General features: G+C 60.4%; 20 protein-coding genes. 12 read left to right on the top strand and 8 right to left on the bottom strand.

The features are described 5' to 3' along the window. Nucleotides 1–42: 42 nt before the first annotated feature. Nucleotides 43–1,437, bottom strand: coding sequence for an argininosuccinate lyase (argH, locus tag WLQ66_RS00575; protein WP_340544276.1), 1,395 nt, complete (start codon nucleotides 1,435–1,437; stop codon nucleotides 43–45). Between argH and WLQ66_RS00570 the strand changes: the two genes are divergently transcribed. The 8 genes from WLQ66_RS00570 to yddG all read left to right on the top strand — a co-directional run bounded on the left by WLQ66_RS00570 (nucleotide 1,436) and on the right by yddG (nucleotide 9,059). Beyond that, nucleotides 1,436–2,023 carry a TlpA disulfide reductase family protein gene (locus tag WLQ66_RS00570; RefSeq protein ID WP_340544275.1) on the top strand — a complete coding sequence of 196 codons (588 nt, stop codon included), beginning with the start codon at nucleotides 1,436–1,438 and terminating at the stop codon, nucleotides 2,021–2,023. The two genes, argH and WLQ66_RS00570, sit on opposite strands and share 2 nt — an antisense overlap. A 166-nt stretch (nucleotides 2,024–2,189) precedes the next feature. Then, nucleotides 2,190–2,633: a hypothetical protein gene (locus tag WLQ66_RS00565; RefSeq protein WP_340544272.1), complete on the top strand. Its 444-nt coding sequence runs from the start codon at nucleotides 2,190–2,192 to the stop codon at nucleotides 2,631–2,633. Next, entirely contained in the window at nucleotides 2,626–3,561 is a 936-nt protein-coding gene (locus tag WLQ66_RS00560; RefSeq protein ID WP_340544270.1) for a sterol desaturase family protein, read from the top strand. The genes WLQ66_RS00565 and WLQ66_RS00560 overlap by 8 nt, the downstream gene beginning before the upstream one ends. A gap of 135 nt (nucleotides 3,562–3,696) precedes the next feature. Beyond that, complete coding sequence (locus WLQ66_RS00555; protein ID WP_340546272.1) at nucleotides 3,697–4,518, top strand: EAL domain-containing protein; 822 nt, start codon at nucleotides 3,697–3,699, stop codon at nucleotides 4,516–4,518. A 301-nt stretch (nucleotides 4,519–4,819) separates the two neighbouring features. Further along, nucleotides 4,820–5,995: an acetyl-CoA C-acetyltransferase gene (locus tag WLQ66_RS00550; RefSeq protein ID WP_340544269.1), complete on the top strand. Its 1,176-nt coding sequence runs from the start codon at nucleotides 4,820–4,822 to the stop codon at nucleotides 5,993–5,995. A gap of 205 nt (nucleotides 5,996–6,200) precedes the next feature. Further along, the gene (gene phbB, locus WLQ66_RS00545) at nucleotides 6,201–6,923 is read left to right on the top strand and encodes an acetoacetyl-CoA reductase (RefSeq protein ID WP_340544268.1); all 723 of its coding nucleotides are present in this window, start codon (nucleotides 6,201–6,203) and stop codon (nucleotides 6,921–6,923) included. A 334-nt stretch (nucleotides 6,924–7,257) separates the two neighbouring features. Beyond that, nucleotides 7,258–8,199: a transcriptional regulator GcvA gene (locus WLQ66_RS00540; protein ID WP_340544266.1), complete on the top strand. Its 942-nt coding sequence runs from the start codon at nucleotides 7,258–7,260 to the stop codon at nucleotides 8,197–8,199. Then, on the top strand, nucleotides 8,196–9,059 hold the full coding sequence (gene yddG / locus WLQ66_RS00535; RefSeq protein ID WP_340544265.1) for an aromatic amino acid exporter YddG: 864 nt from the start codon (nucleotides 8,196–8,198) through the stop codon (nucleotides 9,057–9,059). Before WLQ66_RS00540 ends, yddG begins: the two co-directional genes overlap by 4 nt. 171 nt (nucleotides 9,060–9,230) lie before the next feature. On the opposite strand, the gene WLQ66_RS00530 is transcribed toward yddG, so the two are convergent. From WLQ66_RS00530 to WLQ66_RS00520, 3 genes are all read right to left on the bottom strand, one after another. Beyond that, on the bottom strand, nucleotides 9,231–9,410 hold the full coding sequence (locus WLQ66_RS00530) for a YdcH family protein (RefSeq protein ID WP_340544264.1): 180 nt from the start codon (nucleotides 9,408–9,410) through the stop codon (nucleotides 9,231–9,233). Nucleotides 9,411–9,567: 157 nt separating this feature from the next. After that, nucleotides 9,568–10,335: a tRNA1(Val) (adenine(37)-N6)-methyltransferase gene (locus WLQ66_RS00525; RefSeq protein WP_340544263.1), complete on the bottom strand. Its 768-nt coding sequence runs from the start codon at nucleotides 10,333–10,335 to the stop codon at nucleotides 9,568–9,570. Continuing rightward, nucleotides 10,335–10,547, bottom strand: a complete 213-nt coding sequence (locus WLQ66_RS00520) for a putative signal transducing protein (protein WP_340544262.1) — start codon at nucleotides 10,545–10,547, stop codon at nucleotides 10,335–10,337. Before WLQ66_RS00520 ends, WLQ66_RS00525 begins: the two co-directional genes overlap by 1 nt. Nucleotides 10,548–10,604: 57 nt before the next feature. On the opposite strand from WLQ66_RS00520, the gene WLQ66_RS00515 reads away from it, so the two are divergent. Beyond that, a complete protein-coding gene (locus tag WLQ66_RS00515; RefSeq protein WP_340544260.1) occupies nucleotides 10,605–11,603 on the top strand; it encodes a polyprenyl synthetase family protein in 999 nt (332 codons plus the stop codon). A gap of 71 nt (nucleotides 11,604–11,674) precedes the next feature. On the opposite strand, the gene WLQ66_RS00510 is transcribed toward WLQ66_RS00515, so the two are convergent. From WLQ66_RS00510 to soxR, 4 genes are all read right to left on the bottom strand, one after another. Further along, entirely contained in the window at nucleotides 11,675–12,511 is an 837-nt protein-coding gene (locus WLQ66_RS00510) for a 4-(cytidine 5'-diphospho)-2-C-methyl-D-erythritol kinase (RefSeq protein ID WP_340544259.1), read from the bottom strand. Beyond that, nucleotides 12,501–14,249 (bottom strand): tetratricopeptide repeat protein, encoded by a 1,749-nt coding sequence (locus tag WLQ66_RS00505; RefSeq protein WP_340544258.1) that lies wholly within the window; start codon nucleotides 14,247–14,249, stop codon nucleotides 12,501–12,503. The genes WLQ66_RS00510 and WLQ66_RS00505 overlap by 11 nt, the downstream gene beginning before the upstream one ends. 129 nt (nucleotides 14,250–14,378) lie before the next feature. After that, nucleotides 14,379–16,025 carry an electron transfer flavoprotein-ubiquinone oxidoreductase gene (locus WLQ66_RS00500; protein ID WP_340544257.1) on the bottom strand — a complete coding sequence of 549 codons (1,647 nt, stop codon included), beginning with the start codon at nucleotides 16,023–16,025 and terminating at the stop codon, nucleotides 14,379–14,381. Between the two features lie 158 nt (nucleotides 16,026–16,183). Then, complete coding sequence (gene soxR / locus WLQ66_RS00495; RefSeq protein ID WP_340544256.1) at nucleotides 16,184–16,678, bottom strand: redox-sensitive transcriptional activator SoxR; 495 nt, start codon at nucleotides 16,676–16,678, stop codon at nucleotides 16,184–16,186. A 145-nt stretch (nucleotides 16,679–16,823) separates the two neighbouring features. Between soxR and WLQ66_RS00490 the strand changes: the two genes are divergently transcribed. The 3 genes from WLQ66_RS00490 to greA all read left to right on the top strand — a co-directional run bounded on the left by WLQ66_RS00490 (nucleotide 16,824) and on the right by greA (nucleotide 18,223). Next, on the top strand, nucleotides 16,824–17,207 hold the full coding sequence (locus WLQ66_RS00490; RefSeq protein ID WP_340544255.1) for a VOC family protein: 384 nt from the start codon (nucleotides 16,824–16,826) through the stop codon (nucleotides 17,205–17,207). Next, entirely contained in the window at nucleotides 17,197–17,436 is a 240-nt protein-coding gene (locus WLQ66_RS00485) for a hypothetical protein (protein WP_340544254.1), read from the top strand. The genes WLQ66_RS00490 and WLQ66_RS00485 overlap by 11 nt, the downstream gene beginning before the upstream one ends. A gap of 316 nt (nucleotides 17,437–17,752) precedes the next feature. Then, on the top strand, nucleotides 17,753–18,223 hold the full coding sequence (gene greA / locus WLQ66_RS00480; RefSeq protein ID WP_340544253.1) for a transcription elongation factor GreA: 471 nt from the start codon (nucleotides 17,753–17,755) through the stop codon (nucleotides 18,221–18,223). The last annotated feature ends 111 nt before the right edge of the window (nucleotides 18,224–18,334 follow it).

Here is an 18,334-nt window from a genome sequence, read left to right as displayed (position 1 = left end):
ATTGAACCGGCACATCACCGCTTAACCGCAACCGCCCTGCTATCAGTCCGCCAGGAGGCTCTGCCAGCGGGCCACCTGCGCGCGCACCTGGGCGGGTGCGGTGCCGCCGTAAGACATGCGCGAGTTTACCGAGTTTTCGACGCCAAGCACAGTGAAGATGTCCTCGGTGATGCCTGCATGCACGCCCTGCATATCCGCGAGCGCGAGGTCCGGCAGGTCGCAGCCGCGCTTTTCGGCCATCGCCACCAGGGTGCCGGTCACGTGGTGCGCATCGCGGAACGGCACCTTCAACACCCTAACCAGCCAGTCGGCCAGGTCTGTGGCGGTGGAGAAGCCGGAGCCTGCCGCAGCGGCCAGTGACTCGCGATTGCCGGTCATGTCCTTGACCATGCCTTCCATCGCCGCCAGCGCCAGCATCCAGTTGTCGGCAGCGTCAAAGACCTGTTCCTTGTCTTCCTGCATGTCCTTGGAATAGGTGAGCGGCAGCCCCTTCATCACCATCATCAGCGCGGTGTTGGCGCCAAAAATCCGGCCCACCTTGGCGCGGATCAGCTCAGCCGCGTCCGGGTTCTTCTTCTGCGGCATGATCGACGAGCCGGTGGAGAAACGATCGCTGAGCGTCACGAAACGGAATTGGGCGGAGGACCAGATCACCAGCTCCTCGGCAAAGCGGGAGAGGTGCATGGCGCTGATCGAGGCGCAGGACAGGAACTCCAGCGCGAAGTCACGGTCAGAGACCGCATCCAGCGAGTTTGCCGCCGGGCGGTCGAAGCCCAGCGCCTTGGCGGTCATTTCCCGGTCAATCGGGAAGGAGGTCCCGGCCAGCGCTGCCGCGCCCAGCGGCGATTCGTTCATCCGCGCGCGGGCGTCGCGCACGCGGCTGAGGTCGCGGCCGAACATCTCGACATAGGCCATCATGTGGTGGCCCCAGGTGACCGGTTGCGCGGTCTGCAGATGGGTAAAGCCCGGCATCACCCAATCGGCACCAGCCTCCGCCTGCGACAGAAGCGCGCGGATCAGCGCCAAGAGGCCGCTTTCGGCGGCGTCCAGCTGGTCGCGCACCCAGAGTTTAAAGTCGGTTGCCACCTGGTCGTTGCGGCTCCGGCCCGTGTGCAGGCGGCCCGCAGGCTCACCGATGATCTCTTTCAGGCGGGCCTCCACGTTCATATGGATGTCTTCCAGTGCGGTGGAATACTGGAAGGTTCCGCCCTCGATCTCTGACAATACGGTGAGCAGCCCTTCCCGAATGGCCTCGGCATCATTATCCGTAATGACACCTGTCGCGGCCAACATCGCCGCATGGGCCCTGGAGCCGGCAATGTCCTGCGCTGCCATCCGCTTGTCGAACCCGATCGAGGCATTGATCGCCTCCATGATCGCGTCCGGGCCAGCGGCAAAGCGGCCGCCCCACATCTGGTTCGAGGATTGATCTGTCATGGTGTGGAACCCCGGAGATAATATGCGTCTGTTTCGTCAGCTAACCCTTTATATGGCCCTTGCCCTCGGTGCAAATGCCGCCTTTGCCGCGGACCCCGCAGCCCTTTCCGAGCTCCGCGAAGGTGACATGCGCCGTCTGATCCTCCACCCGGAAGCAAAACCGACCTCCAGCAACAGCTTTGAACTGGAAGACGGCAAGGGCAGCGCCTCGCTTGCCGATTATGAAGGCAAGGTTGTCCTGCTGAACTTCTGGGCCACCTGGTGCGCTCCCTGCCGGAAAGAAATGCCGATGCTGTCCGAACTTCAAAGTGAATTTGGCGGTGAGGATTTTGAGGTCCTGACCCTGGCCACCGGCCGCAACTCGCCCGCCGGGATTCAGAAGTTCTTTGATGAAACGGGCATCACCAATCTGCCCCGCCATCAGGATCCAAAGGGTGCGCTGGCCAAGGAAATGGCCGTGTTTGGCCTACCGATGACAATGATCCTCGATCGCGACGGCAATGAAATCGGCCGCCTGCGTGGCGATGCAGAGTGGAACTCCGACAGTGCCAAGGCAATCCTGCAAACTCTGATCGACGCAGAATGACTGATTGACGCTCATTAAGAAGACCCGCGGCCGTACCGCAGTGCAGCAGCTTTCCCGGGCGTGCGCGGGCGGTGGCCAGATAGCTGGCATCTTTCGGAGCTTGACCCAACGCCACCTTTGACAGAGCCGTCACCCTGCCGCCAATCTGAGCGGCAGGGAGGACGTGATGCCGCTGGAAATCTTGGTGGCGATGGTGCTGATCGGCATTGTTGTCATAGCTATACTGCTTCATGTCACCGGGCGGTCCGCTCCGGTTCTGATGACGCGAGACACCGCCGCCAAGGCCTGGTCTCGTCATGATCCCGATACTCAAATCCTGAACACATGGCCAAGCACTCTTGGTCAGGCGGCCCTGATTGAAACCGATCTCGGGCTTGGTCTGGTCTGGTGTTTTGGCGCCGATACCATCGCCCGGCCACTTGCCGGGGTGCGACTATTGGATCACCCCAAGGGCCTGAAGCTGCGGTTCGCCGATTTTGCTACCCCCTCCGTGGTGCTCCACCTGTCGGATGCCGAGCGAAAAGATTGGCGACGGCGCATCATGGGCGACCACAGCGCGCCAATCACACCGACCGTGACAGCGCAGACAGAAGGACAGACACATGCCTGATACGATTTCGTACCCTGATGTCACCCAGTGGGCGGTCCCTTTCTTCATCGCCGCGATTCTGGCTGAGTTCCTCTGGATCGCCATCAAGGGACGTGGCGGGCGATATGAAACCCGCGACGCCGTCACATCTCTTGTTATGGGCGCCGGTAGCGTGGCGTCAGGCATTGCGCTTGGCTTCATCGCCTGGGCCTTCTTCATGCTTTTGTGGCAGATCACGCCGTTGGACCTGGGCACATCGGTCTGGGTGATCGTTCTGTGCTTCGTCCTGGACGACCTACGCTACTACTGGGTGCATCGCTTTGGCCACCGGGTGCGCTGGGTCTGGGCCAGCCATGTCAATCATCACTCAAGCCAGCACTACAACCTCACCACCGCTCTGCGGCAGACCTGGACGGGCACATTCACCTTTATGATGGTGGTGCGCGCGCCGCTGGTTCTCCTGGGCTTCCATCCTGCCATGGTGCTGTTTGTCGGAGGCATCAATCTGGTCTACCAGTTCTGGATCCACACCGAGGCCATCGGCCGGATGCCGCGCTGGTTTGAGGCCGTGATGAACACACCCAGCCATCACCGCGCCCACCACGGCCGCAATCCGCGCTATCTTGATTGCAACTATGCTGGCGTCTTTATCATCTGGGACAAGATGTTCGGCACATTCGTACCCGAACAGGATCACGACCGCCCGGATTACGGCCTGGTTCACAACATCGGCACCTTCAACCCACTGCGTGTCGCCTTCCACGAATGGGTCAGCATCTTCAAGGATGTGACCCAACCCGGGCTGACGGTCAGGCAGCGGTTGCTATATGCGGTTGCCCCGCCGGGCTACAGCCATGACGGCAGCCGCGACAGCTCCGACACAATCCGCGCAAAGCATTTGCAACGTCATCCTGAGGACATCGGCAGCGCTGGCTTTGACAAGACCTGAGTGCAGCTCTCAATTTGGGTAAAATTGTCGCCTTAATCCTAGCTCAACGCTTTTGCGCCAAGGTCCGGTCTGATCCATATTGATCAGACCACCCCAGCGCCAAGGGATATACCCGTGAAGAAGAAGCAAAAGGTCATGGCCGACATGCCAGAAGGCGGCGATAACCCGCTGACCTCTGCGGTTGTATCGCGTGATCGGTCGACTCTCGACATGGTCAGCGACGCGATTCGCCACAACCAGACGATGCTTGCCTATCAGCCCATCATACAGGCTATGCCGCCACAGGGGGTTGCCTTTTACGAGGGGTATATCCGGGTTCTCGATTCAACGGGTCGCGTGATACCTGCGCGCGAATTCATGCCGCTGGTCGAGGATAAGGAAACCGGGCGTGAACTGGACTGTCTTGCGCTCGAACATGGCCTGAAGGCACTTGCCCGCAGCCCCAATATCCGCCTCTCCGTCAATATGTCCGCGCGCTCGATCGGCTATCAGCGCTGGATGCGTGTCCTTGAAAAACATCTGAAGAAAGATGCCGCCGCAGGCGAAAGGCTGGTGCTGGAAATCACCGAGGCCTCTGCCATGGCTGCGCCCGAGTTGGTCATCGACTTCATGGACCGGATGCAGAAACACGGTATCGCCTTTGCGCTTGATAACTTCGGCGCCGGGGCAACGGCCGTCAGCTATTTCCGGCAGTTCTTCTTTGATGCGGTGAAGATTGACGGGCAGTACATCCGTAACATTCATGCCAACCACGACAATCAGGCTGTTGTCCGCGCGCTGGTAGGGATCGCCAAGCAATTCGATATGCTGGTGGTTGCGGAATCCGTCGAAAGCCCAGCTGACGCCGAGTTCCTGATCTCCGTCGGTGTGGACTGCCTGCAGGGCTATTTGTTCGGCGCCCCCTCGGTCAGCCCGCCATGGCTGGAAGAGCTGCGCAGGAACAGTCGCGCATCCTGACCTCACAGCACGTTGCCTTATGGGTGAATTCGCGCATCTTTGCGCCAGATACCTGCCGCGCAACGTAAGGGCGAATTCCTGTCGGGAATGATCGCTTGGCAAACGACCGGACCTGCCTCAGAATATGTGCCATAGTATTGATTGACACAGGCTCTCCCTGTGGGACACCTTGCACGTGCTGCAATTGCAGCGAAACACACGGCCTTTAAAAAAAGGCAGGGGGATCCCGGTTGCTGCGGCTGCGAAATGCGGACTGCGCGGTTGGCCTCCCGGGACTATGAATGGCAGAGGACCCTAACTGATGACCAATGTAGTAATTGCATCCGCCGCGCGCACCGCCGTCGGCAGCTTTGGTGGCGCATTCGCCAATACCCCCGCCCATGATCTTGGCGCCGCAGTGCTGGAGGCTGTAGTTGAACGTGCCGGGATAGACAAATCCGAAGTTTCCGAAACCATTCTGGGTCAGGTGCTGACGGCGGCACAGGGTCAGAATCCCGCTCGCCAGGCCCATATCAATGCCGGCCTGCCACAGGAATCGGCAGCCTGGGGGATCAATCAGGTCTGCGGTTCCGGTCTGCGTGCCGTGGCACTTGGCGCCCAGCACATCCAACTCGGTGACGCGGCCATCGTCTGTGCGGGCGGTCAGGAAAACATGACCCTCTCGCCCCATGCCGCCAATCTGCGCGCCGGGCACAAAATGGGCGATATGAGCTATATTGATACCATGATCCGCGATGGCCTTTGGGATGCCTTCAACGGCTACCACATGGGCCAGACTGCGGAGAATGTTGCCGAGAAATGGCAGATCTCCCGTGACATGCAGGATGAATTTGCCGTTGCCAGCCAGAACAAGGCCGAAGCGGCACAGAAGGCAGGCAAATTCGCCGATGAAATCGCAGCCTTCACCGTCAAGACCCGCAAGGGCGACATCATTGTGGATCAGGACGAATACATCCGCCACGGTGCCACCATCGAGGCCATGCAGAAGCTGCGCCCCGCCTTCACCAAGGACGGTTCGGTCACAGCCGCCAATGCCTCAGGCCTGAACGACGGCGCCGCGGCCACCCTGTTGATGAGCGCCGATGACGCCGAAAAGCGGGGTATCGAACCGCTGGCCCGGATCGCCTCCTATGCCACCGCAGGTCTGGACCCCTCCATCATGGGCGTTGGTCCGATCTACGCCTCGCGCAAGGCACTGGAGAAAGCCGGCTGGTCCGTGGATGACCTCGATCTGGTTGAGGCCAACGAAGCCTTCGCAGCGCAGGCCTGCGCCGTGAACAAGGACATGGGCTGGGATCCGGCAATCGTCAACGTCAACGGTGGCGCAATCGCAATTGGTCACCCGATTGGTGCCTCCGGCTGCCGCGTCCTCAATACGCTGCTGTTTGAAATGAAGCGGCGGGGTGCCAAGAAAGGCCTCGCCACGCTTTGCATCGGCGGCGGTATGGGCGTTGCCATGTGCGTGGAGCGTCCCTGAGGCGCATTATTCTGACCATATCAAGGGCGCCCGATTGGCGCCCTTTTCTATATGGAGCGCATTTTACGATAGCTTTGTCGAAGAGAGCGACGCAGCGTCGCACTCCGTATCGGCTCCAGCGTCCGAATTCACGGAGTAATATAATTGCGCAATCAAAAACAAAATAGTAGCAAGATTACCAAGTCAAATAACGGAGGACTTTTCCATGGCACGTAACGCACTCGTCACCGGCGGCTCTCGCGGCATCGGCGCTGCAATCTCACAGGCGTTGAAAGCGGAAGGCTATACTGTGGCGGCGACCTATGCCGGTAATGATGAGGCAGCGGCGAAGTTTACCGATGAAACCGGCATCAAGACGTACAAGTGGGACGTTGCCAGCTACGAAGACAGCGCCGCTGGCATCGCCAAGGTTGAAGCGGATATCGGCCCGATCGATATCGTCGTCGCCAATGCAGGCATCACCCGCGATGCTCCGTTCCACAAGATGACACCGGAGCAATGGCAGCAGGTGATCGACACCAACCTCACTGGTGTCTTCAACACCGTGCACCCGATCTGGCCCGGCATGCGCGAACGCAAGTTCGGCCGTGTGATCGTGATCTCCTCGATCAATGGTCAGAAAGGCCAGTTCGCTCAGGTAAACTATGCCGCGACCAAAGCAGGCGACCTCGGCATCGTGAAATCTCTGGCCCAGGAAGGGGCGCGGGCGGGCATCACCGCCAACGCGATCTGCCCAGGCTATATTGCGACCGAGATGGTGATGGCCGTTCCTGAGAAGGTCCGCGAGTCGATCATTGGCCAGATCCCAGCTGGCCGCCTGGGTGAGCCGGAAGAGATTGCTCGCTGCGTGACCTTCCTCGCATCAGAGGACTCGGGCTTTATCAACGGCTCCACCATTTCGGCCAATGGCGCGCAGTTCTTCGTGTAAGACCGCACCAAGCACAGATGGCAAGGGCCGGTCCACTGGGCCGGCCCTTTTCCAACCCCGTAAGGACATGCGCGCTATGCCCAGCGGGAAACCCCAGCACGCAGCCGCGTGGCGCGACGAGGTGCAAATATACGCGCCCACAGCGCACGTACGACCTGGCCGCGCTCCTCATGTGCGCGTTGCAGGGCGAGTTTCACGGTAGCACTGGCAGAATATTCCATCGTTTCGGCCTCCATTCAGATCAGTGTTGCTAACTTGACCAAGATATGCGCCTTTTCGTGTCAACAGACAAACGAGACTTTTCAGCACTTCACTTAAGTATTACTTATCTCATATGTCTGATCGCCTGCCACCACTGACCGCCCTGCGCGCCTTTGAAGCCGCCGCCCGCCATATGTCCTTTGCCCGTGCGGCACAGGAGTTGAACGTGACCCCGGCAGCGCTGTCATTTCAGATCAAATCCCTGGAAGAGCATTTGGGAACACCGGTATTCCGCCGCCTGAACCGCGCCGTCGAGCTGACGGAAGCAGGGGCTGCCCTGGCGCCCGGGACGTCTGATGGGTTTCAGGCACTGACGGCAGCCTGGCGCGCGGCAATCCGGCTACAGGACGATGGGGTCCTGACGGTCACGGCCGGCCCTGCCTTTACCGCGAAATGGCTGGCGCCGCGCTTTTACGAGTTTGCGCGCGCCCACCCTGAAATCGACCTTCGGTTCTCGGCCAGCCTGCGCCGTGTCGATCTGATGCGCGACGACGTTGATGTGGCGATCCGTTTTGGCTACGGCCCATACCCAGACGTCTATTCAATGCCGCTGCCTGTGGAGTGGGTGATGCCGGTCATGACACCTGATATCGCGCAGCGTTACCCCACCGTCGCCGCGCTGAAAGACGCGCCGCTAATCCACGACGATTCACTGAACTTTATGTCACCGCAGCTCGACTGGACCGCCTGGTTCAAGTTGATGGGTGAGGAGTTCAACCCCACCCATGGCGCCCGCTTCAGCAACGCCGACCACGCGGTGGATGCCGCTTTGGCAGGGGCCGGGGTGGTTTTAGGGCGGCGCGCGCTGGTGGTAAAGGATCTTGCCGAAGGGCGTCTGGTTGCCCCCTTCAAAACGGCGCTAACCGGCAAGGCCCGATTTAGCTTCCTCTGTCAGAAAGGCGCTGAAACGCGCCCGCAGATCGTGGCATTCCGCGACTGGATCCTGGCCGAAATCGAAAAGACCGCCGCCGTGTCAGATGGGCTGACCATCGTGTCGGTAGACAGTCTCACATGACCAGGAACCGCGCAACGGCGACCGGCTTTGTCGCGGTATTGCTTTGGTCGCTACTGGCTGTTCTCACCGTTGGCACTGCGCCGACCCCACCGCTCCTGTTGAACGCCTTGTGTTTCACAATCGGCGGCTCATTGGGCCTCATATGGTGTTGGCGCAGTGGTGGCCTCACGGCACTGCGACAAGTGTCATGGCGGGTCTATCTCTTCGGCAGCCTCGGTCTCTTTGGCTATCATGCGCTTTACTTCTCCGCGCTGAGGATGGCCCCCGCAGCCGAAGCAGGGCTCATTGCCTATCTCTGGCCATTGCTGATTGTGCTGTTGTCCGGCCTGCTGCCCGGGGAAACACTGCGCGCGGGGCATTTGCTGGGGGCCCTCCTCGGCTTCGCCGGTGCCGCAACAATCATCACCGGTGGCGGAGCCGAGTTTGATGCCGCGGCACTGCCCGGCTATGGGCTTGCGCTACTCTGCGCACTGACGTGGTCGGGATATTCCGTGCTTGCGCGACGCCTGGGGACAGCCCCCACCAGCACGGTTGCCGTATTCTGCCTGATCACTGCGGCAGCATCCTGGGGCCTTCATTTCGCGCTGGAAGAAAGCCATTGGCCCGTCGGCATCAGCGGTTGGGGAGCGACAGTCGCGCTGGGTCTGGGGCCGGTCGGCCTTGCGTTCTATGTCTGGGACATCGGAGTGAAACAGGGTGACATCCAACTGCTCGGCACCAGCTCTTATGCAGCACCTTTGCTTTCAACACTGATCCTTGTTGTTGCAGGAATTGCGCCTGCGTCATGGACGCTGGCGATTGCAGCCTGCCTGATAACAGGCGGGGCGCTGCTGGCCGCGCGGGCCAATGCGACGCCCTGAAGCATCCATCTACCGGCGCATCCCTTCCCAAGGGCCGCAACAGAAAATCCCGCGCCAGACCCAGAAACAAGAAGGGGTCACCAGCCGTGCTGATGACCCCTAACAACCAATCGGTTCTGCCTCAGGCACCGCAGCGACGGGACTGCGGTCACCTCAGATCAGACCACTCTCTCAGACGGCAAGTTCCTCCGTCGAGAGACGTTTAATTTCTTCTTTGAGTTTCAGTTTCTGTTTCTTCATCGACGCGATACGCAGCCCGTCGGTCGCGGGTGAGCGTTGGGCGTGTTCGACTTCCATGCTCAGATGCTCGTGCTTCTTCTTTAGTTCGGTCAGATGCGAGCTGAGGCTCATGTCATTCCTCCTTCTTTGAGCGTGTTGCGTACAAAGTGAGTGGAACACAAGATTATTGCTCTGTCACGCTGCAGAAGCATATATTTTGTCATGAAACCGTCATTTCGGCATGTCCTCGCCGAATGAGAGCCGATTCTCCGCGAGTCTCCCGCAAATATCAGCTTGGCCAGGGCAACCCATGGCCATCACGAAGAACAGCCCGGATCTCCGCCTGGTAGTTTTCGGCGTCACGCAAATGTGCTTCACCGTTGTGCAGGATCAGCGGCGCATGCAGCCTGAAGCCTGCGCGGCCACCCTTGCGCGCCCGCAGCAGAACCAATTCGGCGCCACGACCGACACGGGCGGCCAATGGCAACACCTCAAGTGAGCCCAGACGTCCAAGACAGGCCCCAAGCATTTCCGGCAGGCGATCGGCCCGCTGGATCATGTGCAGATATCCCTTATGGGTGAGGCGTCGCGCGGCGGTATCGAACCAGACGGTCAACTCCGTCGCCCCGCCGAGCGCAATCTGCCGCCCCACGTCCTGCGCCGGACTGTGCGCACCGGCGCGATAATAGGGTGGGTTGGCGATGACATGGTCAAACTGGATCTGGCGCAGATCCAGCGGCAGTGCTGCCAGATCAGCCTCGACGACCGTGATATCGACTGCGTTCAGCGCGGCATTGCGTCGCGCCAGATCGGCATAATCGACCTGAAGCTCGACCCCGGTCAGGTCCAGATCCGGGACCCGCGCAGCCAGACATAACAGAGCCGGACCGCCTCCGCAGCCCAGCTCCAGCACCCGATCACCAGGCTGTGCAGGAACGGCTGCGGCCAGCAGGACAGGGTCGACCCCGGCGCGATACCCCTGCTTTGGTTGCAACAACTGTACCCGCGCACCCAGAAACGCGTCCTGGCTAAGAGCGCTGTCCTCAAATCCCGACATCAGCGCAGCGGAATATCATTGTCACGCATCACGCGCTCGGCAGCGGCATGATCATCGCTGCGCACCATCAATCTGCGCGGGAATATCCCGATACCACCTTCAAGGATGCTCATATTTACGTCCATTTGAAAGCAGTCTATATCCTCACCCTCAAGAAGGGCGGTGGCAAAGGCCATGACAGTTGGGTCGGTGCTGCGCAAAAGTTCCTTCATAGGGATGGATCTAAGGGCAAGGGCTGCGCCTTGTCGAGCCTTGCAAGCGGGAAAACGATGAATCAAATCCTGACGCAAAAGCCGCATGACATGCTGGCCGCGACACTCAGCGACGAAATGGCAGCGGTCAATACGCTGATCCAGACACGCATGGCCTCGAAACATGCGCCGCGCATTCCCGAGGTAACGGCCCATCTTGTCGAGGCCGGCGGCAAGCGTTTGCGCCCGATGCTGACCCTCGCGGCAGCGCGCCTGTGTGGCTACAGCGGTGAAAACCACGTGAAACTGGCAGCAACCGTTGAATTCATTCACACCGCCACCCTGCTGCATGATGACGTGGTTGACGAAAGCGGACAGCGCCGCGGTCGTCCGACAGCCAATCTCTTGTGGGACAACAAAAGCTCGGTTCTAGTCGGCGACTATCTCTTTGCGCGCAGTTTCCAGTTGATGGTGGAAACCGGCTCTCTGCGGGTGCTCGATATCCTGGCCAACGCCTCGGCGACCATTGCCGAGGGTGAAGTTCTGCAAATGACTGCGGCCAGCGATCTTGCCACCGATGGGGCCGTGTACCTGCAGGTTGTGCGCGGCAAGACAGCAGCGCTGTTCTCCGCCGCGACTCAGGCCGGTGGCGTCGTCGCCGGCGCACCCGAAGCGCAGGTAGACGCGTTGTTTGCCTATGGCGATGCGCTTGGTATCGCCTTCCAGATTGCCGACGATCTATTGGATTATCAGGGTGATAGCTCCGCGACGGGAAAAAACGTCGGCGATGATTTCCGCGAACGCAAGCTGACCCTGCCGGTGATCAAGGCCGTTGCACAGGCCACCGCAGAAGAGCGCGCCTTCTGGGTTCGCACCATTGAAAAGGGACGTCAGGATGAGGGCGACCTCGACCATGCGCTGTCCCTGATGGACAAATACGACACGTTGGCCGCGACCCGCCGCGATGCGATGCAATGGGTTGCCAAGGCACAGGACGCCTTGACCTCCCTGCCAGAGGATCCGATCCGCCAGATGCTGCATGATCTGGCCGACTATGTTGTCGCCCGCCTTGCCTAGGCCTAAAGAATAACCGGATTAACGCCTGAGAGGCCCGCACCGCTGCGCAGGCTTTTTTGGCTGTGCGCCGGTCATGCCAGCAACCGGCCCGCGCGCACCCACCAGTCAGGATGTGCCGCCTGCAAGGTGGCAGCCGCCGCCTCTGCCGTCGCCTCGTCGGCAAATAACGCGTAGCAGGTCGCACCTGACCCCGACATCGCGTGAAACAGCGGGGCCAAACCCGACAGCGCGTCGAGAACCGCTCCGATCAGAGGCTCGAGCATAATTGCCGCCCCCTGCAGATCGTTGCGCTGACCCGAAAGCCAGGCCGCCAGCTCCTCTGCGCTCTGCCAAACGGGTAGCCTGTCGGGCATCGGTGGGTTGTCACGTTTCTCCATCGCACGAAAAATCGCCGACGTGGCGACTGACACCCCCGGATTGGCCAGAACAATCGTGCAGTCGGGCAAGGCTGGCAACCGCTCCAGCTGCTCACCGATACCACGCATCCGCTGGGCGCCCGGCTCCATGCAAACCGGCAGATCCGCTCCCAGGGGGAGAACCTCTGCAACTCCGGGAAGAGGTACCTGCCACAGCTCGCACAGGACCCGCAACGTCGCCGCCGCATCGGAGGACCCGCCCCCGATGCCAGAGGCCGGTGGCAGCTGCTTATCCAACCTCAGCTCCGCCCCCCGCTCGACCTGTAACAGCTCAGCCGCTTTCATCATCAGGTTGGAGCTGTCGGTCGGTACACCCTTTGCCATGGCGCCCCCCACCCGCAGGCTCAGGGCGTCGGCAGATACAGCCGTGATCCGGTCCCCGATGTCAGCAAAGACCACAAGCGAATCCAGCAGATGATAGCCATCTGTGCGCTGGCCGGTCACATGCAGGGTCAGATTGATCTTGGCCGGGGCAAATCCCTCAACCGTCATGTGCCACGTTCAACGGCGCCGCACCCTCTTCGGCAAGAACGGCATCAAGCCCGCTTTCCAGCTTGCGGCGAATGCGCTCAGGGTCGGCTTCACTGTCGGTATCTTCGGGGTCGATGAACGACAGCGCGCGCTTCCACTGGAACTCAGCTTCCCGCGCCCGCCCGACAGCCCAGTAAACATCCCCGAGGTGGTCGTTGACCACAGGGTCGACCGGCATCAATTCAACCGCGGTTTCCATATGGCCAACCGCCTCTTCATAGCGACCCAGCCGATAGAGTACCCAGCCGAGGCTGTCGACGATATAGCCCGCGTCAGGGCGCGCGGCGACAGCGCGTTCGATCATCGACAGCGCCTCGTCCAGTTTGATCTGCTTCTCCACCAGAGAATAGCCGAGATAATTCAGAACCTGCGGCTGATCCGGGCGAATTTCGAGTGCGGCGCGGAAATCCGCCTCTGCCTGCTCCCAATTTTTCAGCCGCTCGTGGCAGATGCCACGGGCATACAGCAGGAACCAACGTCCCTCCACGCTTTCATCCATCAGCCCCAGCGCGGTGTCATAGGCAGCGACGGCGCCGCTGTAATCCTCCTGCTGCCGCAACAGATCACCCAGATTGGTGTGGACCGGTGCCTCATTCGGGAAATCACGCGCCAGCTGCTGCAGGACCTCGGCGGCCGCATCAGGTTTGGCGGCGCGACGCAATGCTTCGGCGCGTCCCAGTTCTGCGGCGTGGTAATCCGGATGCTCGCGCGGCACCTGCTTGTAAAGCTCGATCGACAGGGCGTAGCGGCCCAGCTGGTCAAAGAGCTCCGCAGCCAGCAACAATGCGTCCACGTGATCTTCGCGCAAGGCAGCTGCGACACGGGCATACATCAGCACATAGTCATCGGCCATTTCACCATTAAGGGCAGCCCCCATGGTGAAGAACACTTCGGCAATGCCCTGTGTCGGCGTGGCCGCCAACGTATAGGGAAGGGTTTCGCCGTCCTTCAGCCGTGCGGATAGCGCTGCAAGCCCCGGATCCAGCTGCCCATTGAAGGCGTCGGACAGCACATCGAGCGCCTGTTCATTGCGCCCCAGCTGCGACAGAATCTCAAGCCGCGCGATCACCGCCCGACGCGAGGTATTGGTCAGCTGGCCCTCCTCGGCAGCAAACAGGGCCTCCGCCCCCTCGTAATCCCCGACAGAGGCCAGCGCCAGCGCCCGGTGATAGCGCGCGAAAAGGCCAAGCCCCTCTTTTTCACCCAAGACGTCAAACTGTGTCAGCGCATCGGACACTGAACCGGCGCCCAGATGTGCCCAGCCCAACAGCAAGCCATCCACCAGGGCATTGATCTCATACTGCCCCTCTTGCTGAGAGGTCACGCGTTCGATGATGGTCTGATAGTCCTCGGTCAGGACCAGGTTGGCAGTGGTAACGATATTGGCGACCTGACTGCGCGCGCCCATCTCCGACAGGCGGGTCGCGACCGGCGCGGCCCCTTTGATATCACCCAGCGCAAGCCGGGAAAACACGACATGCTCCATGAGCAGCGGGTTCTTCGGGTCGCGCACCAGCGCGCGGTTGTAATAATCCGCGGAGGCGCGGAAATCACTATCCAGGGTAGCAGCCCGTGCCGCCAGATACGCACCCGCCAGCCCATCTGCACGCACCGCATCGGCCTGCACCAGTATCGGCAGGGTGGTCGCCACGGCAAGAGCCGCTGCGCTTGTCAGGCTGCGAAAGAATGGGACGGGCACGGGGGGCCTCCTCGTTGGTGACTGGTCAAATACTGCCTCGCCACAAAGCGTAGAACGCCGCCCCTTAACACGCAATGGGGCAGCCCGCAGGCTGCCCCAATTATTCCGGCAAATACCTGCCGAAACCGATCACATATTCGGGTAGTTCGGCCCGTCACCGCCCTGCGGTGTGGTCCAAGTGATATTCTGGCTCGGATCCTTGATGTCGCAGGTCTTGCAGTGGACGCAGTTCTGGAAGTTGATCACGAACTCCGGCTTACCGTCCTTCTCCACAACCTCATAGACACCCGCTGGGCAATAGCGCTGCGCAGGCTCCGCGAACTTTGGCAGGTTGACGCTGATCGGCGTGTCCAGATTGCTCAGACGCAGGTGGCAGGGCTGGCTCTCTTCGTGGTTGGTCGCCGCAAAGGCAACGTTGGTCAGGCGGTCAAACGACAGCACACCATCGGGTTTGGGATAGTCGATGGGTTTGTGCTTGGAGGCTTCCTCGGTTGCCTCTGCGTCATTTTTACCGTGACCCAAAGTGCCAAACAGCGAAAAGCCCAACGTATTGGTCCACATATCCAGACCACCCAGCATCAGCGAGGCGGTGAGGCCCCACTTCGACCACATCGGTTTGACGTTGCGCACTTTCTTCAGGTCGGCACCGATCGCGCCGTCGCGGACACTGACCTCATAGTCGGCAAGTTCGTCGCCCGAACGCTCAGCCTTGATCGCGTCATAGGCGGCTTCGGCGGCTGCCTTGCCCGACAGCATGGCGTTGTGGTTGCCCTTGATGCGCGGCACGTTGACCATGCCAGCCGAGCAACCCAAGAGCGCCACGCCGGGGGCGACCAGCTTCGGCATCGACTGATAGCCACCTTCGGTGATCGCACGGGCGCCATAAGCCACGCGCTTACCGCCTTTCAGCAGCTCAGCCACCATCGGATGGTGCTTGAAGCGCTGGAATTCCATGTAGGGGTACAAATGCGGGTTCTTGTAGTTCAGGTGAACCACGAAACCGACGTAAACCTGATTGTTGTCGAGGTGATAGATAAAGGAACCGCCACCCGCGTTGGACCCCAGCGGCCAGCCCATGGTGTGGGTGACAGAGCCCTCTTTGTGCTTGGCAGGATCAATTTCCCAGATCTCTTTCATGCCAACACCGTATTTCTGCGGCTCCTTGCCGTCAGACAGGCTGTATTTGGCAATCACTTCTTTGGAAAGCGAGCCGCGCACACCTTCGGAGAGGAAGACATATTTGCCGTGCAGTTCCATCCCCGGCTCGGTGTTCGGACCATAGGTACCGTCGGATTCCAGACCAAAGACACCGGCAACCACGCCTTTGACTTCGCCATTGTCACCATAGACCAATTCGGAACAGGCCATACCCGGGAAGATCTCGACGCCCAGCTCTTCTGCCTGCTCAGCCATCCAGCGGCAGACATTGCCCATCGAGACGATGTAGTTGCCATGGTTGTTCATCAGCGGCGGCATCGGGAAGTTCGGGATGCGGATCTGCCCCGCCTCACCCAGCATGTAGAAATTGTCGTCCTTGACCGGAACGTTCAGTGGCGCGCCTTTTTCTTTCCAGTCGGGAATCAGTGCATCCAGCCCGCAGGGGTCCAGCACCGCGCCGGACAGGATATGCGCACCCACTTCAGAGCCTTTTTCCAGCACCACGACCTGCAGGTCGCTGTCCAGCTGTTTCAAACGGATCGCCGCAGACAGACCAGCCGGGCCTGCCCCAACGATCACAACGTCGTATTCCATTGCTTCGCGTTCAATCTCGGCCATCGAAGGCTCCTTAGGCTATGGCTCAGGACCAGCCGGTGCAGGCTGTGCGTCCTTGGCGCAATTTTCTTTCGCGGTTGCTTAGCGGGTGCCAGAGGCTCTGGTCAATCCAAACTCTACGTTACGATGATCTAGAACCCTCAATTGCGACAAATGGTGCGTCAAATATCGTCATTTGGCGCGCCGTTCCCGTCTTTGGCCAGATCCGCTGGCCGGTCCCCCATCAGATAGCGCGGCCCCTGCCCCTTGGAAGCGGCAGCATCATCCGGATTGTACAACTTGCAATTGGGCAGCGACAGGCAGCCACAGCCGATGCAGCCATCCAGATTGTCACGAAGCCGCTCCAACGTTTCGATTCGGGCGTTCAGGTGCTCGCGGAACTGCGCTGAAAGCCGCGTCCAGTCAGCCTTGGTCGGGGTGCGCCCACCCGGCAGGCTCTTCAGAAACCCCTGGATCTCAGGCAGGGAAAACCCAAACTTCTGCGCGATCATCACAAAACTCAGCCGCCGCAGGTCCGCCCGGTGGAACCGCCGTTGTCCTCCCGCATTCCGCCAGGGCTCAACCAGACCCTGCGACTCATAATAGCGGATAGCAGACACGGCGAGCCCGGTTCGCTCCGCAAGATATCCGATCGACACGCCAGCTGACTTTGCCATAACCCCTCCATCACCCTGATAATCAACTGAAAAATAATAGGCTTACAGCTTCACCTTCAAGGTAAAGAAAAACCTTGATCTAAAGTTAGGTTGAGAAATTAGCCTACAGGTAATCGATCCAAACTGACAAGCATCGGAGCCTGATATGACTGTACGTCTTGAACATGCAAACATCACCGTTTCTTCCCCTGAAGCCACCGCCGCCTGGATGCAGGATGTGTTCGGCTGGCGCATTCGCTGGCAGGGCGAGGCTATCAACGGCGGCTACAGCCTGCATATCGGTGGTTCTGACAGTTATCTTGCGCTCTACTGCCCCCCGGAACCGCTGGCCAAAGCCCCGATCAGCTACGGCATCACCGGAGGGCTCAATCACATTGCCGTCGTCGTTGATGATCTGAGCACGGTCGAGACCCGTGTACGGGATGCAGGCTTCACCCCAGGTGAGCATCACGACTACGAGCCGGGTCGCAGGTTCTACTTCCGCGACCGCGACAATATCGAATTCGAGGTGGTGGAATATGATGCTTGATCTGCTCTGGCACGCCAGCCGCCCGCGCGCGGTCCTGCCTCCGCGCCTCATCACGCCTGACGCCGAACGCTCGAAGCGGCAACCTGTGATACAGCCATGCTTCGGGCGGGAAGAAACCCTGCTCGGGTACAGCCGTCTGCTAAAGCTGCTGCGGCAACTGGATCCGCGCCCGCGGGTGCCCCGTCACAGCATCACCGGCAAGACGTCCACCACGGCGCAGGTTCGCTGACCTTACTCCGTAACGGCAGGACTGCGAGGCGCCCGCCCGTCGTCCCGCCTGTCCATGACGCGTTTGCCGCCACACCGCGCCCCGGACAGGCGCAAAGCGGACAGGCGTAAAAAAGCGGAGTTTTCCGCCTGTTGGCATGAAATCGCTGTGGACAGCCCCTGCCGCCCTCTTGCATTCGGCGGCAGGATTGGGTCAGGTAAATAAGACATAACCGGTTTGTCCCGCTGTCAGTCTGGCAGTGGGACAAACCGGTTTTCCTATAGACGCGAACCGCCACGGCCGGTGGCCAAACCTGACACGATATCTGGACACAGACATGGAAAAGATCCCGATGACCCCCGCGGGTCACGCCGCCCTAGAAGCTGAATTGAAGACCCTGAAGTCGGTCGAACGCCCGGCCATCATCAAGGCCATTGCCGAAGCCCGCGAACTCGGCGATCTTTCGGAAAACGCCGAATATCATTCCGCGCGCGAAAAACAGTCCTTCATCGAAGGCCGCATCAAAGAGCTGGAAGGCATCCTGTCGCTCGCCGATGTGATCAACCCGGCAAAACTGTCCGGCGCGATCAAATTCGGCGCCAAGGTCACCGTCGTCGACGAAGACACCGATGAGGAAAAGACCTGGCAGATCGTCGGCGAGCATGAGGCCAATATCGAAGCTGGCCTTCTGAACATCAAATCCCCGATCGCCCGCGCTCTGATTGGCAAGGAAGAAGGCGACAGCGTCGAGGTCCGCACCCCAGGCGGCGACCGCGCCTATGAAATCCTCAAGATCGTCTTTTCCTGATACGCATTACCGGCTCGGCGCCAGTCACCGGCGCCCCGCCATGTCCATCTCGCCGCCGCGCCATGCGGCATATGCCAACCTCTCTCGCCACCCTCTGTTTCGAGCAACAGT

This window comes from Phaeobacter sp. A36a-5a (assembly GCF_037911135.1).
In the GTDB taxonomy this organism is placed as follows: Bacteria; Pseudomonadota; Alphaproteobacteria; order Rhodobacterales; family Rhodobacteraceae; genus Phaeobacter; species Phaeobacter bryozoorum.
Note: the sequence above shows the minus strand (reverse complement) of the source record. Positions and strands in the feature narration are given on the sequence as shown.